This is a genomic window from Syntrophomonas sp. (genome assembly GCF_028707975.1).
Taxonomy (GTDB): domain Bacteria; phylum Bacillota; class Syntrophomonadia; order Syntrophomonadales; family Syntrophomonadaceae; genus Syntrophomonas.
The window spans coordinates 22165-39263 of sequence record NZ_JAQVZX010000001.1; the positions used below are offsets into that span (position 1 = coordinate 22165).

General features: G+C 43.7%; 20 protein-coding genes and 1 pseudogene. All 21 read right to left on the reverse strand.

What is annotated here, in order from left to right; genetic code table 11:
- Window positions 1-7: 7 nt before the first annotated feature.
- Complete coding sequence (locus tag PHP87_RS00095) at window positions 8-754, reverse strand: WecB/TagA/CpsF family glycosyltransferase (RefSeq protein ID WP_299917044.1); 747 nt, start codon at window positions 752-754, stop codon at window positions 8-10.
- A gap of 104 nt (window positions 755-858) precedes the next feature.
- A complete protein-coding gene (gene flgF / locus PHP87_RS00100; protein WP_299917046.1) occupies window positions 859-1632 on the reverse strand; it encodes a flagellar basal-body rod protein FlgF in 774 nt (257 codons plus the stop codon).
- 65 nt (window positions 1633-1697) lie between these two features.
- Window positions 1698-2726 (reverse strand): rod shape-determining protein, encoded by a 1029-nt coding sequence (locus PHP87_RS00105; protein WP_299917047.1) that lies wholly within the window; start codon window positions 2724-2726, stop codon window positions 1698-1700.
- Window positions 2727-2813: 87 nt separating this feature from the next.
- On the reverse strand, window positions 2814-3065 hold the full coding sequence (spoIIID, locus tag PHP87_RS00110; protein ID WP_299917048.1) for a sporulation transcriptional regulator SpoIIID: 252 nt from the start codon (window positions 3063-3065) through the stop codon (window positions 2814-2816).
- Window positions 3066-3100: 35 nt separating this feature from the next.
- Window positions 3101-3286: a SpoIID/LytB domain-containing protein gene (locus PHP87_RS00115; RefSeq protein WP_299917050.1), complete on the reverse strand. Its 186-nt coding sequence runs from the start codon at window positions 3284-3286 to the stop codon at window positions 3101-3103.
- Window positions 3279-4625, reverse strand: a complete 1347-nt coding sequence (locus PHP87_RS00120; RefSeq protein WP_299917053.1) for an ATP-binding protein — start codon at window positions 4623-4625, stop codon at window positions 3279-3281. Before PHP87_RS00120 ends, PHP87_RS00115 begins: the two co-directional genes overlap by 8 nt.
- A gap of 332 nt (window positions 4626-4957) precedes the next feature.
- Window positions 4958-5071 (reverse strand): annotated as a pseudogene (locus tag PHP87_RS00125) (sporulation transcriptional regulator SpoIIID); the annotation flags it as partial.
- A gap of 299 nt (window positions 5072-5370) precedes the next feature.
- The gene (gene spoIID / locus PHP87_RS00130; RefSeq protein ID WP_299917054.1) at window positions 5371-6297 is read right to left on the reverse strand and encodes a stage II sporulation protein D; all 927 of its coding nucleotides are present in this window, start codon (window positions 6295-6297) and stop codon (window positions 5371-5373) included.
- A gap of 240 nt (window positions 6298-6537) precedes the next feature.
- Window positions 6538-7779 carry a UDP-N-acetylglucosamine 1-carboxyvinyltransferase gene (gene murA, locus PHP87_RS00135; RefSeq protein ID WP_299917055.1) on the reverse strand — a complete coding sequence of 414 codons (1242 nt, stop codon included), beginning with the start codon at window positions 7777-7779 and terminating at the stop codon, window positions 6538-6540.
- A 184-nt stretch (window positions 7780-7963) separates the two neighbouring features.
- The gene (locus PHP87_RS00140; protein WP_299917057.1) at window positions 7964-8704 is read right to left on the reverse strand and encodes a YwmB family TATA-box binding protein; all 741 of its coding nucleotides are present in this window, start codon (window positions 8702-8704) and stop codon (window positions 7964-7966) included.
- 135 nt (window positions 8705-8839) lie between these two features.
- Window positions 8840-9109, reverse strand: a complete 270-nt coding sequence (locus PHP87_RS00145) for a hypothetical protein (RefSeq protein WP_299917059.1) — start codon at window positions 9107-9109, stop codon at window positions 8840-8842.
- Window positions 9110-9145: 36 nt separating this feature from the next.
- Window positions 9146-9355, reverse strand: coding sequence for a hypothetical protein (locus PHP87_RS00150; RefSeq protein WP_299917060.1), 210 nt, complete (start codon window positions 9353-9355; stop codon window positions 9146-9148).
- Window positions 9356-9866: 511 nt separating this feature from the next.
- A complete protein-coding gene (locus tag PHP87_RS00155; RefSeq protein ID WP_299917061.1) occupies window positions 9867-10280 on the reverse strand; it encodes a F0F1 ATP synthase subunit epsilon in 414 nt (137 codons plus the stop codon).
- Window positions 10281-10283: 3 nt separating this feature from the next.
- A complete protein-coding gene (gene atpD / locus PHP87_RS00160; RefSeq protein ID WP_299917062.1) occupies window positions 10284-11714 on the reverse strand; it encodes a F0F1 ATP synthase subunit beta in 1431 nt (476 codons plus the stop codon).
- Between the two features lie 3 nt (window positions 11715-11717).
- Window positions 11718-12614, reverse strand: a complete 897-nt coding sequence (atpG, locus tag PHP87_RS00165; RefSeq protein WP_299917063.1) for an ATP synthase F1 subunit gamma — start codon at window positions 12612-12614, stop codon at window positions 11718-11720.
- Between the two features lie 12 nt (window positions 12615-12626).
- The gene (gene atpA / locus PHP87_RS00170) at window positions 12627-14141 is read right to left on the reverse strand and encodes a F0F1 ATP synthase subunit alpha (RefSeq protein WP_299917064.1); all 1515 of its coding nucleotides are present in this window, start codon (window positions 14139-14141) and stop codon (window positions 12627-12629) included.
- Between the two features lie 22 nt (window positions 14142-14163).
- Entirely contained in the window at window positions 14164-14712 is a 549-nt protein-coding gene (locus PHP87_RS00175) for a F0F1 ATP synthase subunit delta (RefSeq protein ID WP_276618729.1), read from the reverse strand.
- Complete coding sequence (gene atpF, locus PHP87_RS00180; protein WP_299917067.1) at window positions 14706-15326, reverse strand: F0F1 ATP synthase subunit B; 621 nt, start codon at window positions 15324-15326, stop codon at window positions 14706-14708. The genes PHP87_RS00175 and atpF overlap by 7 nt, the downstream gene beginning before the upstream one ends.
- A gap of 125 nt (window positions 15327-15451) precedes the next feature.
- Complete coding sequence (gene atpE, locus PHP87_RS00185; protein WP_276618735.1) at window positions 15452-15667, reverse strand: ATP synthase F0 subunit C; 216 nt, start codon at window positions 15665-15667, stop codon at window positions 15452-15454.
- Window positions 15668-15724: 57 nt separating this feature from the next.
- Window positions 15725-16408 (reverse strand): F0F1 ATP synthase subunit A, encoded by a 684-nt coding sequence (gene atpB, locus PHP87_RS00190; protein WP_299917070.1) that lies wholly within the window; start codon window positions 16406-16408, stop codon window positions 15725-15727.
- Between the two features lie 158 nt (window positions 16409-16566).
- The gene (locus PHP87_RS00195; RefSeq protein WP_299917072.1) at window positions 16567-16830 is read right to left on the reverse strand and encodes an AtpZ/AtpI family protein; all 264 of its coding nucleotides are present in this window, start codon (window positions 16828-16830) and stop codon (window positions 16567-16569) included.
- Between the last annotated feature and the right edge of the window lie 269 nt (window positions 16831-17099).

Below are 17099 nucleotides of genomic sequence, written 5' to 3' on the forward strand. Positions count from 1 at the left end.
AAGTTTATTAATATCCCCGCCATTTTTGTTTTAAGACCAGCCAGGCAAAGCGTGGCAAGGCCAACTGCCGCTTGAACCGGGTCGGCTCTACCAGCAAGCGGTACAGCCACTCCAGGTTTAGATTTATGAAAAGTTTTGGGGCTCTTTTTTTTATTCCCGCCACTACATCGAAACTGCCTCCGACCCCTATACAGACTGCTTTGTCCAAATACTTTAGATTACGCCTAATAAAGTATTCTTGTTTGGGAGCTCCCAGGCCCAGAAAAAGTATTTGGGGAGAAAGGGCCTTTATTTCAGCAATAACCGCCTTTTCCTCTTCCTCTTTAAAATAACCATCCCCCGTTCCGGCTATGAGCAGGCCCGGGTATTTATCCAGCAGCTTCCTGGCTGCTTGTTCAGCTATTCCCGGAGCTGCTCCCAGGAAAAATATTCTCCAGCCTTTAGCAACTGCTTTTGAACAAAGGCGATCCAGCAGGTCAATTCCGGTCACTCTTTCTTCAAGTAAAAAGCCCAATTGTCGTGCCGCCCATACTATACCGATACCATCAGGAGTATTCAAGCTGGCCGCATTAATTACCTCCTGTAGCTGTTTATCTTTTTGTGCCTGGTAAACGATTTCTGCATTTACGGTAATGATATGGGAGGGGATGCTTTCCTCAATACTCTTTTCGATGAAGGCCAGGGCTTCTTCCATATTAACTTGATCTATCTGGCAGCCCAGAATATCTATTCTGCTCTTGGTTTTATCTATCATTTTTTCTCCATAACAGCTCCCGTATTTATTTATTTATAGCCAAGCAGAGATTTTCCTCTTTTTCACCTTAAAATAAAAAAACCGCCTGGCGGCGGTTTTTTCTCTTAGTTTAGACTACCCACCTTTTCAATGGCCTGGCCAATAGTCTCATCCTCAGCCTGTACCATCTTCTGCAGGGATTCATAGGCTCTGACTACGCTTATCAAGGTAACCATTTCCTTTACCGCATTTACATTGGACTGCTCTATATATCCTTGTAGTATTTCCGGTCTTTCCACCACCATTGGCTCTTCTGCAGAATTTAAGAGGTTGTCCCCCAGTCGCTCTAGTATCTGCAAGTCATTAAAGTTAACTATCTTCAACTGGGCCAAGTTTTCTCCGTTTACATTAATATTCCCCTGCTCGTCAATACTAAATTCCCCTTCGATATTAATAGGAGAGTTGTTGCTATCGAGTACCGGATAACCGCTGTTGGTACTAAGTATTCCTTCAGAGTTAAGCTTGAACTCTCCACAACGGGTAAAACGCTGACCTTCCGGAGTTTGAATTACAAAATAACCCGCTCCGGTGATGGCCAGGTCGCATGGGCTATCGGTTTTTTCAAGGTTGTTATTATCAAAATCGGTATATATACCACTGATGGCAGCCCCGGTTCCCAGGCGACCAATTACTACCGGCGGTTGCACTTTAAGCTGTCCCTGTCGGTTTTCCTTGCACTCTCCCAGCCGGCTCATAAGCATGTCGGGAAAAGCCTTGGCCACTGCGGTATTTTTCTTAAAGCCGCTGGTATTGACATTGGCCAGGTTGTTGGCCACTACATCCTGCCGCGCCATTTGCAGCATCATTCCTGCTCCGGCTGTATATAAACCTCTAATCAATATAAATCCCCCATTTAAAATAATCCCTAAAAACATTATCGTATATTGGGGGTCAGGGCTTTAACTTATAGTACTCTCCTGCTTCCTTTTCCTTTAGAATTAGCCAACACTGATATCTCATTTAAAACTCGTCCCGTTCCTATAGCCACACAGGAAATAGCATCATCCGCTATATGTACCGGCAGGTTGGTTTCCTTGGATAGCAGGGTATCCAAACCATCAAGCAGGGAACCGCCGCCAGTCATTACAATACCATTGTTGACAATGTCGGCAGCCAGCTCCGGAGGGGTAACTTCCAATACTTTCTTGACCCCTTCAATAACTGTAGCTATGGGCTCTTGGAGAGCTACCCAACAATCTTCGGCGCCAAACTTAATGGTTTTGGGCAAACCACTTACCAGATCACGCCCTCTTACTTCTATAAGCCGTTTCCGATTCCCCTCATTAACAAAAGCGGTTCCCACTCGAAACTTAACTTCCTCAGCCGTCCTATCACCTATCATAAGATTGTATTCCTTACGAATATAGCGAATAATTGCTTCATCAAACTTGTCCCCTCCTACTCGAAGAGAAGAGTTGCATACAATTCCACCCAGGGATAGCACTGCTATGTCCGATGTTCCTCCACCGATATCCACCACCATGTTGCCGGTGGCCTCGGAAATATCGATACCAGCCCCAAGTGCTGCCGCTACAGGCTCTTCAATAATAAAGGCCTGTCTAGCTCCGGAAGAGAGGGTAGCCTGTCTCACGGCTCGCTCTTCCACATCGGTGGCTCCAGTAGGAATACATGCTACTACTCGGGGTTTGAAGAAGAACTTTCTTCCCATTATCCTTCGGATAAAATAGCTAAGCATTTTTTCTGTGGTATCATAATCAGCAATAACGCCTTCTTTTAATGGTCGGATAGCTACAATATGTCCCGGAGTCCTTCCCAGCATCTGCCGGGCTTCTTCTCCCACTGCTATAACTTTATTGCTGTTATTATCAATAGCCACTACCGAGGGTTCATTAAGTACTACCCCCCGACCCTTTTTAAAAACCAGTACGCTGGCTGTTCCCAAATCAATTCCTATATCTTCGGTAAACCACATTACTGCAAAGGCCTCCCCCAAAAAATATACGCTTGTTCATTATTTTACCTTTAATCAGCAGTGATGGCCATTGTTTTTTATCTATTATCATTCCATACAGGCATATTTTTGCCTGGTAGCCTCTCCTCCTCTGATATGCCTCTCGGCCTTATTTTTATCCAGAATACCCCTCACCTGTTCAGCTAGATCCCGGTTGATACGTGGCAGCCTTTCGGACACATCCTTGTGTACGGTGCTTTTACTGATGCCGAATACTTCTGCTGTCTGCCGTACAGTATTGGAGGTTTGCAGTATGTGATGGGCGATTCTGACCGCCCGCTTTCTTATATAGTTCTGCATGTTTTCTCTCCCCTTTTTGAATTATTAAAATATATTCAGCAATTCTGTACAGAAGAACAAAAAGGGGAGATGTCTAATAATTCATCCGATAATAATCTATATTTTGCTTCCAGTTCAAAAGAAGCCGGCATTTCTGCCGCTACCACTCCTTGAATATATTCCTCCAGCTTGAGTTCAATACATCCCATCTGCTGAGTACCAGTATTTCTAATCTCAACCAACTTTTTTCAACGCCATCCCAATAAGCCTATCAGCATAATCCGCCATAAATAATGGGATATTCAGTAAGTCATCATCAAGGCGCAGGTTATTCAATGAAAAACGAATACGAAGCTTTACCTTATCACCGTACTTTTCCTTGTACTTTTTCAAGCTTCTGCTTTCTACATTACTCTCTGATTTAACCTCTACAGGTAAAATGTCATTTTCTCTCTGAAAAAGAAAATCAACTTCATACCTTGGATTGTCCATCGTCCAATAACGTGGCATGGCTTCAAACTGATTCTGCAATGCTTGCAGAACATAGTTTTCAGTTAAAGCCCCTTTAAACTCTACAAACAATCTTTTGCCCTCGCCAAAGGCTGAAGGTGCCAAGAGAGATAGTCTGCGCAATAGTCCTACATCTGCCATATATAGTTTAAAAGCAGACAAATCATCGTAAGCAGAAATAGGCAGTCCCGGCATACTGCTCCGATATATTTTATAAGTCAGGTTAGCATCACAAAGCCACTGCAAGGCATCTTCATACTCTCTTGCCCTAGCTCCTTCCTTAACGACTTTATAGATAAATTTCTTGTTCTCCCTTGCAAGTTGGGAAGGTATGGACTTCCATATCATCGATATCTTTGGAAAGTCCTTTGGGTCAGGGTGCTTGGCGAAATCTCGTTCATATGCTCCGAGAATATTGGATAGTACCTGCTGCATAAGCTCCACATCTCGCTCCTGTGTCCAAACACGAACTGATTCAGGCATACCTCCAGTCACAAAATACATCTTCAGCTTCTCATAAAGGGGATTGAAAAATGCTTCAGGTATCGGCTCGATTTTATCTATAGTATGCATATAATTATTAAGATTGACATCCCCATTAGCTATTAAAAACTCTGAAAAAGTCATAGGCATAATTTCTAAAAAGTCCACTTTGCCAACTGGAAAGGAAGCTGGTTTAGACAATGCTATACCCAATAGAGAGCCTGCACAGGCTACATGATAATGTGGTGTATTTTCACAAAAATATTTTAGTGTATTAAGGGCGTTTGGACATTCCTGTATCTCATCAAAAACAATGAGGGTATCTTCTGTCGTATCTATGCTGATGATTTCACTACTGGCCATCATTAGATTTTGCAGAATACGATTGACATCCTTGGTACTTTCAAAAAACTGCTTGTATTCGGGGTGCTCATCAAAGTTAAAATATGCAAGATTTTTATAATAACGCTTGGCAAATTCTTTAAGAAGCCAAGTCTTGCCTACCTGACGCACACCTTTTAAAATAAGGGGTTTTCGATACTTGGAGTTTTTCCAATCCAGCAGCTTCTCCATAATCAATCTTTCCATAGTTACCTCCAAAACATCACATTATTATACATTATTTGCGACACTTTATCACATTATTATATAATAATATAACTTCATTTCTAAGAGCCGTCAATACAAATCACATTATTATAACAAAAGTTTTAATCTAAATCACACTTTTATGCAATTGCTTGATATGTAACATTTATGCTGAGAAAATACCTAGTTATAATTTTTTGCACAATTAAACCTGCCCCTAATAAGCAGGGCAGGTTAATTAGCTTTTGAGCTTTTCTTATTTTACATATCAGTTATCCTTTAAGCCATATATTCGAACACCCAATGCAATCGACACCAATTATTAACACTGTATGTACGGTGCTTTTACTGATGCCGAATACTTCTGCTGTCTGCCGTACAGTATTGGAGGTTTGCAGTATGTGATGGGCGATTCTGACCGCCCGCTTTCTTATATAGTTCTGCATGTTTTCCCTCCCCTTTTTGAATTATTAAAATATGACTCTACTGCAAAAACCCCTTTTGTTGCATAAGGGTTGCATAAATATACCAAGCGCTGGCGAAGCCTGATTCGGAACGACACGGGGGTCGTTCCCTACACACCCTTCGGTCACAGCACCCTGTCGGGCACTTCTGGTGCTCCCTGCAGTCGCTATTAAGGTAGCTGAGCGGTATATTTATGCACGTTAATGCATATTTATAACTTTTTGCAGTGACATCAAATATATTCAGCAATTCTGTACAGAAGAACAAAAAGGGGTGATGTCTAATAATTCATCCGATAATAATCTATATTTTGATAGTATTTATCTAAAATATCATGATAATTTTTTCCCTGAGCTGCCATGCCATTGGCCCCATATTGACACATACCCAAACCATGTCCATAGCCTTTGCTTTCAATTAAAAACTTATCTTCTTTTTTCTTGAAACTCCACCAGGTAGAGGGTAAATGGCAAAGTCGGCGGAACTCTTCGGCGGATATTAAGCGATCATTTAATTGCAGTTTTTTGCTTCGCCCGGCCGGGGTCTTCTTGATTATTTTTACTTTTTCCGCACTGGATACTCCAGTGAGTTGCTGGAATTCCCTTATAGAGAAAACCTGGATGCTTTCATAATGCTTGGCATGCTGGCAATAACCACAGTTTACCGAGCGCAGGTAAGGGGTATCCTTACCCCAACTTTCCAAAGCACTCTCCGTTTTTCCCCCACAAGTGGAATGATACAAAGCATCAATGGGCTCACCATTATAAAGCATGATTTCTCCCCTGGTTTCATTACAGGCTTGCTCAATTCTTTTTTGCCATAGCTGCTTTGCCTGGGGATGTCTATGCCCAAATTCCTCCCAAGATATGTAAGCCTGACACTCATAGATATTATCGGAAAGATCGGAGTTTAAAGCATATTTTCTTCCATCAATTAGTTTTCTTAAGGTATAAGTTCTAGCTGCCACTGCCTGTGCCTTTAATGCTTCCAGTTCAAAAGAGGCCGGCATTTCTGCCGCTACCACTCCTTGAATATATTCCTCCAGCTTAAGTTCAATACATCGTTTTTCCTGTGATAAATATAGGCTGATACTGGGCTCCGAAATTTGCTCGCTTTGCTTGCAGGCGCGGATGAGCATACAAGTAATAAACCCGAGAAAAAAAATTCCGGCTATTATTATCAGCTTGTTTTTTGTTTTTCTACTCATGTATCCATAATATTAAAAGGAATCTGGATTCATTCCAGCTTAGCCGGAATCAAGAAAAAAACAGATAATGCCATTACCTGTTTTAGTAATCTATACTAACTCCCCATGTCCGCAACCTTAATAGTGCCACCCGCAGGGTGGAGTACATAACCACCAATAAAAATAAAGGCATTTACAGGAGGTTATTATAATATATATCAGAAGGACCTTCCCCGTGATATATTTCCTAACCATTACTGCTCATGCTCTTGAAATCCTGGCTCCCAAAGCGCTTAGCTTTTCAACAATTTTTTCATAACCGCGATCAATATGTTCACTTTCACTTATTATCGTACTGCCTTCAGCGGTTAAACCTGCTATTAATAAGGCTGCTCCTGCTCTCAAATCCGTAGCTATTACACTGGCTCCACTAATTTCCTGAATACCCTTGATTATCGCGGTTCTTCCCTCCGTTTTGATTTTTGCTCCCATTCTTAATAGTTCTTGTACATGCATAAAGCGGTTCTCGAAAACGGACTCCGTTACTACACTGCTTCCCTCAGCCCGGCTTAGATAGGCCATGAATTGTGCTTGCATATCCGTAGGAAAACCCGGATAAGGTAGGGTTTTAATATATATCGGCTTAATCCTTTCCGTCCTATTCACCCTTACCTGATCTTTATTCTCTTCAACTTCAGCCCCACTTTCAATTAATTTGGCAATTACGGCTTTTAAATGCTCCGGAATTACATTTTTAACAACAATATTTCCAGCGGTTGCAGCAGCCGCAACCATATAAGTCCCGGCTTCAATCCGATCTGGTATGGGGGTATAATTAGTGCCGGTCATTTTTTTTACCCCATCTACCTTGATGACATTACTTCCGGCTCCACTTATCTTTCCCCCCATACTATTTATGAAATTTGCCAAATCTACTACTTCTGGTTCCAGAGCTGCATTTTCAATATAAGTTCGGCCTTCTGCCATGGAAGCAGCCATTAATATATTTTCGGTAGCCCCAACGCTTGGATAGTCGAGATATATATGATTTCCTTTGAGTTTCGTAGCTGATGCTATAACATCACCACAAGAAAGATTGATCCTGGCTCCTAGAGCTTGGAAGCCTTTCAAATGTAGGTCAATAGGCCGATTACCGATGGCACATCCTCCTGGAAATGATATCCTCACCATCCCTTTTGTGGCCAATAGCGGTCCCATTACCAGAAAAGATGCTCTGATCTGCCGGACCAATTCGTAGGGAGGATGGTTGTTTTCCGGCATACCTAGAGAGCGTAGAGTTTTTCCGGATTCTTCTACTTTAACCCCCAAAGAATTGATTAAGTTTTTTATTATGCAAACATCGTTAATTTCCGGTACTTTATTCACCAAAACTGCTTCATCACTCAAAAGTGAGGCTGCTAAAATCGGTAAAATAGCATTTTTTGAAGAACTTACTTCTACTTCGCCACTCATTCTTTCACTATTTTCCACAACAATTACCAATTGGACATCACCTCCTTTATTTTATCGGCAACGGATGGTCAAAGGAATGAGAATAGCACAACTGCTTCTACCATAAACCTCACCCCTTTCGCCTGCACTTTTGCTGGTATCTTTATCCTTCATGCTTCAGCAAAGTTGCTGCTCATTTTTTTGCAAAACCTCGGCAAAAGGACAATCTTGACAGTTAATAATTCTGCATAATTAAAGGGGAACCGATATAAATATAAGTTTTCCCCTCCTTCCAATTACTTCTTGCAGCTACCTGAACATTGTATTTTTTTTTGCCCATTAAAACCGGCGGGCTAATTTTTTCAATACTCTGGCTGTATCCGGTCATGCTGACAATATTTTTTTCATGGAAACTTTCCACTACTTCAGATTCTAAAGTTTTCATTACCGTATGTAATATCTTCTGCTGTGACTCTGTGCTTAGGCTATGGTCGATTCTTCCTGTGAACAAATAATACGAAGTCCAGTCCAGATTGCTTCCATCACTTAATATTTTGGGCAGACTTCGCAGGTAACTACTGCTGCTTTTGCTAGAAACAAGGCTTAAAATAAAGTAGGTCTCGCCGGATTGTTCATCTGATTGGCCTGTTAGCTGAATTCTAAAGTCCCCGTAAGAGGAGCAAAATGTCATGGAGAGCGGGTACTTCCTATTAACAAAGCCTTTAGAATTGACTGGGAAATTTAGTGTTTCCAGAATATTTTCCATGCTTTGACGAATTTCTTCTGATGTAGATGTCTTTTTTATTCTTGCCCAGCAATCCAGACGCGATTCAAGTGAAATTGCACCGATTGATGCAAAAGATAGGTAATATGGTGAGCGTTCTAAAACTTCCTTTTCCTGCTTGCTGTTAATAATTTGATTGCAAAATGCAGAAACAAGAATAAATGATAGAATAATAACTATAACCCTCCGCAAACAAACACCCCCAGACCTTTTATTATAAATTCTTGCCGGGGAGAGAACGCTTTATTCCATCACTTATTTCAAACAGAAAAGAAAAGACCCGACCTTTGGTCAGGCAGTGCTTGCCAGTCTTTATTGAGTAAAAAGCTATTTAGCGCTTTCATCCTGGTCCACAGGCTTGGGCTCATCCTCATTATTCTTTTCCGTTTTCTGCTCTTCATTCTCTTGGGCACTTTCCAATTCTCTTGCCAATGCTTCCTGTCTCTCTATCGCGAGCTGCTGCAAATAGGCTTCTCGGCGTTGTTTTGCCGCCAGAGCACTTTTCTCTAATTTTATGGTCTGCCGCCAAATTAAAACGGCAAATAGCATAGTTATTATAAAAACAACACCAATAAGAATAAGAAACATGGTTCTCATTTAGCTCCTCCTTTTTGCCGCCCTTCCTGAAACCCATCACCACCAATTGCTATCATCATCCCGTTCAATCTCCTCATCCTCCCAGATCCGCCACATACTCCCCTGTTTCTCTTTCTCTTTTTGTTTCTGCTTTCTGGCTCTCTCCTCAATTTTGTGGGTGGTCTGCCATAGAAACAAATAAAAGAGTCCTTTTAAAAAAAAGTAGCACAGGGTAATGATGATCAAATACTTTACAATTCGATTCATATTGAACTCATAATTGAATGCAAAAGATGTTACCGACAGAAAACTACTGGCAATGATCTTTTCCAAAGGTATATGAATTTTTAACTCCTCCCAATAAATATGTATATCTATATTGACTCTGCTGCAAAAACCCCTTTTTATGCAGAAGGGTTGCATAAATATACAAAACGCTGGCGAAGGTGAAAGCGGGCGCTCGAAGACCGCCCTTACAATGCCTTGCAGTCGCTATTAAGGTTGTTACGCCTGATTCGAAACGACACGGGGGTCGTTCCCTACATAGCCAGCGATCGCTATTATGGGTGCACCCTGCGGGTACGCCTGGTGCTCCCTTCGGTCGCTATTATGGTTGCTGAGCGGTATATTTATATAAGCCAATGAATATTTATAACTTTTTGCAGTGGAATCCTATATTGAATTATTATATAATCTAATCCTCAAATTTGAAAGCCGGAAGGAAACATTTTTCCTTCCGGCTTTAACTTTTGATTGCCATTCCAGATTTTACAGGATACTAAAGGGGTTTCTCGGTGGCCCTGATCCGGGCTATGGCTCTCTGCAGAGCCATCTTGGCACGAGCATGATTTATTTCCTCGCTTCTTACTTCAAGCCTTTTTTCTGCCCTTTCCTTAGCGGCCTTGGCTCTCAGTACATCGATTTCATCCCCGTTTTCAGCAGTCTCGGCTAGAACCCGGGCACTATTATCAATAACTTCTATAAACCCACCGCTAATTGCCATACGCCTGGCCGCACCAGTAGAGTTTTCATAACGCAATACACCGATATTTAGTGCTGCTACCAAAGGGGCATGGTTTTTCATAATTCCCAGTTCGCCTTCTATACCTGGAGCCACCATAAACTGGATCTCGTCCCGGTATAGTATCCTTTCCGGAGTAACTACTTCCAGCATAAAGGTACTCTCTGCCATAGGCTACGCCTCCAGTCTCTTAGCTTTGGCAACTGCGGTGTCAATACTACCTACCATATAGAAAGAATCTTCACTCAGATTGTCATGCTTACCTACCAGAACTTGGCTAAAGGATTCTACGGTCTCGTTAGTGGGTACATAGATTCCCGGTGAACCGGTAAATTGTTCTGCAACGTGGAAGGGCTGCGATAAGAACCTTTGAATCTTGCGGGCTCTGGATACTATCAGCTTATCCTCATCACTCAATTCATCCATACCCAGAATGGCGATAATGTCCTGTAGCTCCTTATAGCGTTGCAGTATCTTCTGAACTCCGCGGGCGGTATCGTAGTGTTTCTCACCAACTACCTGGGGATCCAGTATACGCGAGGTGGAGTCCAGGGGGTCAACCGCTGGGTAAATGCCCAATTCAGATATTGCACGGGAAAGAACCGTGGTCGCATCCAAGTGAGCAAAGGTCGTGGCCGGAGCCGGGTCAGTCAAGTCGTCAGCGGGAACATAAACGGCCTGCGCAGAAGTGATGGAGCCCTTCCGGGTTGAGGTAATACGTTCCTGCAGATAACCCATGTCCGTGGCCAGGGTTGGTTGGTAACCAACGGCGGAGGGCATACGTCCTAGCAGAGCCGACACTTCGTTCCCAGCCTGGGCAAAGCGGAAGATGTTGTCAATAAATATCAAAACGTCCAAACCGGAGAAGTCACGGAAATATTCCGCTACGGTCATTCCCGTCAGACCAACGCGAAGACGTGCTCCGGGAGGTTCATTCATTTGTCCGAATATAAGGGCGCATTTATCAATAACGCCGGACTCGGTCATTTCACCCCAGAGGTCATTTCCTTCACGGGTACGCTCACCCACGCCGGTAAATACTGAATATCCACCATGCTCGTAAGCGATGTTTCTTATAAGTTCCTGGATAATAACGGTCTTGCCCACTCCAGCTCCGCCGAACAGCCCTATCTTACCACCTTTGGCGTAGGGACAAATCAGGTCGGCAACCTTGATGCCAGTCTCCAGCTGTTGCGTAGCGGGAAGCTGATCAATAAATGCGGGTGGCTTACGATGAATTTCCCAGTAGTCTGATGCTTTAACCGGTCCCGCTTCATCAACCGGCTGGCCCAGAACATTGAGTATTCTGCCCAGGCATCCTTCACCAACCGGTATCTTAATGGCCGCACCGGTATTAACGGCTCTCATGCCTCGGCTAATTCCATCGGTAGGCTGCAGGGCCACGCAGCGAACTACGTCATTACCCAGCAATTGCATAGCTTCAAGCACGATATCGATTTCAGCAACGACTACAAAGCCGGCTTCTTGCTCGCTGGTCCTAATTGTGATTGCGTTCATCAGGTCCGGTAATTCTCCAGGCTTGAAGCGTATATCTACAACCGCGCCAATAACCTGGGTTACCTCTCCATATGTTACATTCGCCATTATCTACTTTCCTCCTTTATTGAGGGCTTCGGCACCACCAACAATGTCGAGGATTTCATCAGTGATGGCCGCCTGTCTTACCTTGTTCATTTCCAGAGTAAGGTTGCTAATAATTTCCTTAGCATTTTCAGTAGCATTACCCATAGCTGTCATTCTTGCTCCCTGCTCGCTGGCTTTACCTTCCAGCATAGCGTTGTATATCTGACTACCCACATATCTGGGCAGTAATGCCAGCAGAATGTCATCGGCACTGGGCTCATAAATGTAATCCACTTGCCTTGTTTCTCTGATATCACTGCTGTCCACTTCCTGGGTAGGGGGTTCTATGGGTAAAAGCTTGGTCACAGTTGGTATCTGGCGCAATACGTTAACAAATCGGGCATAGACGAGGTATACTTCATCTACTTCCTCATTCTCATAAGCATTGGTAACATATTGTCCTATTTCACGGGCATCGGCATAACTAATATTATCGCCCAAATTAACAAACTCTGCATCAACACCGCCGCGTTTACGATAGAAATCGCGCGATTTCCTGCCTACAGCAATGATACCGGTTTCAACTTTTCTCTCATCCTCGGCAATGGCATGATTGACGGCCCGGATAATATTGGTATTATAACCACCACAGAGGCCGCGATCCGCTGTTACCACAATATATCCAACTTTACGTACATCTTCTCTTTTTGCCAGCAATGGATGCCGAACATCAAAAGATACCGCCGCCAGCCGGGCCAGGGTTCCCTTCAATGTCTCGTTATAAGGTCGGGACGACTCGGCCGCTTCCTGAGCACGCCGCAACTTGGCCGCCGCCACCATCTTCATGGCTTTGGTAATCTGCTGGGTATTTTGAACACTTCTTATCCTGCGCTTAAATTCTCTTACACCTGCTCCTGCCATTCAGATCACCACCTAAACCGCAAAAGTGGATTTGAATTCATTAATCGCCTTGATAAGTTTTTGCTCAGTTGTGTCATCGATTTTTCCAGTATCCCTGATGGTGTTCAATACATCAGCATTGGCACTGCGCATAAATTTGAGGAAATCCACCTCAAATTCACCCACTTTATCGCGGGGAATATCGTCCAAATAACCGTTGACCCCTGCATAAATGGATACAACCTGTTCCTGTACTGGCATGGGTTGATATTGTCCTTGCTTCAGTACCTCGGTTACTCTTTCACCACGGGTCAAGCGGGCCAGAGTAGCTTTATCCAGGTCGGAACCGAACTGGGCAAAAGCCGCCAGTTCACGATACTGAGCCAGGTCCAGCCGCAACTGACCAGCAACTGATTTCATGGCTTTGGTCTGGGCGGATCCACCAACTCGACTAACGGACAATCCCGCATTAACCGCAGGCCGTTGGCCGGCGTTAAACATGTCGGCTTCCAGGTAAATCTGACCATCAGTAATGGATATTACGTTGGTCGGAATATAGGCGGATACGTCACCAGCCTGGGTTTCAATTATAGGCAGTGCCGTTATGGAACCTCCACCGTGGTTAGTGTTCAAACGGCATGCTCTCTCCAACAAACGGGAATGCAGGTAGAATACATCACCTGGATATGCTTCGCGGCCAGGCGGGCGGCGGAGCAGCAGGGACATTTCGCGGTAGGCCACGGCATGCTTGGAAAGGTCATCGTAAATAATCAGAACGTCTTTACCTTCAGTTTCCATAAACTCTTCTGCCATGGCCACCCCGGCATAAGGGGCCATATAAAGCAAGGGAGCCGGTTCAGACGCGGTAGCGGCAACGATGATAGTGTAATCCATCGCACCCATTTCTTCAAACTTGGCGGCAATTCCTGCTATAGCCGCTAGCTTTTGGCCTATAGCTACATAAATACAGATAAGGTCTTTCTTATCTCTCTGATTAATTATGCTATCAAGGGCAATGGCCGTTTTCCCGATCTGGCGGTCACCAATGATAAGTTCACGCTGACCTCTGCCGATGGGAACCATGGAGTCAATGGCCTTGAGTCCGGTCTGCATTGGTGTAGTAACCGGTTGACGGCTAACAACACCATGAGCCACTTTTTCCAGTGGGCGGAATGCGGTGGTGTTAATGGGTCCTTTTCCATCTATAGGTTGCCCCAAGGCATTAACTACCCGGCCCAACAAAGCAGCACCAGCCGGCACTTCCATGATTCTTCCGGTGGCTTTTACGACATCGCCTTCTTTAATATGATTATAGTCTCCCAAGAGAACGGCACCAACATTGTCTTCTTCCAGGTTTAGAACCATTCCGAAGGTTCCTCCAGTGAACTCCAGCAATTCACCAGCCATGGCTCCTTGCAGTCCGTATACGCGGGCAATACCGTCACCAACATATATGACTGAGCCAACATTGCTGACCTCGACCTCGGATTGGTAGCGCTCTATTTGTTCTTTTAATATCGCGCTAATCTCTTCCGGTCTAATACTCATTTATGTGCTCACCCCTATCGCATTAACTTATCTTTGCTTGTTTTAGTTGTTCTTTTAACATTTCGAGTTTCTTGGCAACGGTGGCATCCACGATCTGGTCACCTATTCGTATTTTCAAGCCACCTATCAGCCCGGGATCAACCTTCAAACTAAGTTGAACCGTCTTCCCGGTTTTAGCTGAGAGATTCTGTTCCAGGTTTTTCATGTCCGCTTCCGCAACTGGAATCGCCGCAGTCAGCTCAGCCTTGGTAATATTCCTTAATTCATCGGCCATGTCCTGGTACTCCTGACAGATAACAGCAATGTAAGCTTCCCGGCGTTTGTCAATGATCATATTTAAGAAGTTCAAGCTAATTTGGGAAACCTGTCCGCCAAAAATCTTATTAGCCACTTCCTTTTTGGCTTTGGCCGGTATTAAAAAATGGGCAAAGTATTCTGGTAAATTTTCGGTGGATTCAATAACACTAACTATTTTTTCCAGCTCCTGCTGAAGTTCGTCTACTTTTTTCGTTTCCCGAGCAATGCTAAAAAAAGCTTCAGCATAGCGCCTGGCGACGCTCTTATTTAACATAATAGATCGCCCGCCTCATTAACAAATTGTTTAGCCAGGTTTTTGTGGTCATCATCATTAATGGCCCGGTTCAATACCTTTTCCGCAGCCAAAATAGCCAGGGAAACGGCCGCATCTTTGAGCTCCAGCTTGGCCTGCTCGGTGGCAGCCTGGATCTCTGCCGTTGCTTTGTTTTTAATTAATGTGGACTCTTCTTTAGCCTTGGCCATGATTTCGTTTTTGGACTCTTCTGCTGCTTTGGTCGCTCGAGCAACAATTTCTTGAGCCTCTTTACGGGATTCTGCCAGGTTGCTGGCGGTTTCTTTTCTCATCTGTTCTACTTCTAGTTTGACCTCTTCTGCATGCTTCAAAGAACCTTCAATGGCATTAGTCCGCTGTTCCAGCATATTGTTGATGGGACCATAAGCGAACTTGTACATGAGAGCCAGCAGAATCAGGAAGTTAACTGCCGACCATCCGATTGCATAAAGGTTTCCGAATGCAGGCGTGTTGCCTTCCGGTTGCGGGACCGGGACATTACCTCCGCCTGATGCCATACAGAAGGTGGCAAATCCCAATATCATAACCATGGTTACGAGGAGGACCGATAAATAGAATCTCCTGTTCCTTCTCACGGATGTGCTACCTCCAATCTCAAGAGCAAAATAGTTTTTGGGGCGATTAAAGGTTCTAAGTTCTATACAGTTCTTAAACGCCTTTATCGCCCCGGAAAAATCGAGTTCTGTTTTTACTCCATAACTTAGCCTTTACCCATAAGCATGAATGCAATGAGAAGACCATAAATAGTCAGGGTTTCAATAAAAGCCAAGACTATGAAGAGAAGGGTTCTTACATCTCCTCCGACTTCAGGCTGCCGGGCAATTGCTTCAAAAGCTTTACCTCCAGCAATGCCCATTCCTATACCACCACCAATACCGGCAATTGATACAGCCAAACCAGCGCCTAAAAATGCCATCTTTTTCCCTCCTTTCATTGCTCAGTCATATTATTCGTTGAGCTATATTTTTAATTTTTAATGACCCTCTCCAGCAGCAGCCGCTATATAACTGGCTGATAGGATGGTAAATACTATGGCCTGGATAGCACCCAGAAGCAAACTCAAGGCCATAATCAAAGATGGCACAACAAATGGCGCCATAAATAACAGATAAGCTATAACCATTTCTTCGCCGAATATATTACCGAATAGACGGACGGTAAGGGACAACGGGTGCGCCACCTCTTCAATCAGGTTCAAGGGCAACATAGCCCAGCTCGGGCTCACAAAATGACCGAAATAATGTCCTCCGTGCTCGGAGAATCCGGCGATATGAACCGCGAAGAATGTAATTAAAGCTAAGGTCATGGTAACGTTCCAGTTACTGGTGGGAGGCTGAAAGCCTTCAATGCGGGCTGCTCCGGGAATGAGTCCGCTGTAGTTGCTCAGTAAGATGAACAGGAAGAACGTCGTAAGTAACGGCGCCCATTTCTTGGCAACGCTTTCTTTATCCATTAACTGAGTAAAGAAGTCATAAGTCCACAGTATAATGGCTTCAAAAGCATTTTGTAAACCCTTAGGAACCATCTGCATGTTTTTCGTTGCGGTCATGGCTATAATACCGATGAAAGCTATTATAACCCATTCTGTAACAATTAGATGGTCAACTGGAATGGGACCAAGATAAAACAAGGGACTATCCCACATACCAAATATCATTTCTCTTTCCCCCCTTCCTTACATGTACTTATCGCAGTTTTGCCAGCCCCTCATCCCCGGACTGAGCGCAAAACTTTAGACTCGTGAAAACTATTGAGATTTAATCCACTATTTAGATTAGCTGCTTTCCAAGAATCAAGCCAAATTTACCATCAATGTTACTCTTTATCTCTTTCAGAAGTTTTCTCCTTGGTCTCTTTAATACTCTTCTTTATGGGAAAACTCTTTTCCCACATCGCCTTCATGCCTGTAGCAACTCCCAACATAAAACCAGCCACGGTCAACCATGGCTCAGTGTCGAATTTTCCATCCAGCCACCTGCCGGCAAAATATCCGATGGCTACCGCTGCTGCAACTGTAGTAGCCAGGTTTACCGCATCACTAAGTCCTCTGACCCAGTTTTTGCTGCCTTTTTCCGCCATTAACTCACACCTTTTGTCCCATACTGCAGTATCCCCTATTTCTATTCGTCACAAATAGGCAAAATCCTTTTTTCACAAAATAAAAATTTTCGTTTAAAAACAAATGCTGTTTCTCCCCAAAATGACAAAGAACTTGATCTATAGATAATGGAAATCTGTCATCCCCTTCAGTTTTTCATACATAAGTATTTTTAATTCGTTACGGGAAGGAAAAATCCTTTTATTACTTTATTCTATTTCGACTTTTTTAGCCAGGTCTAAAAGTAATA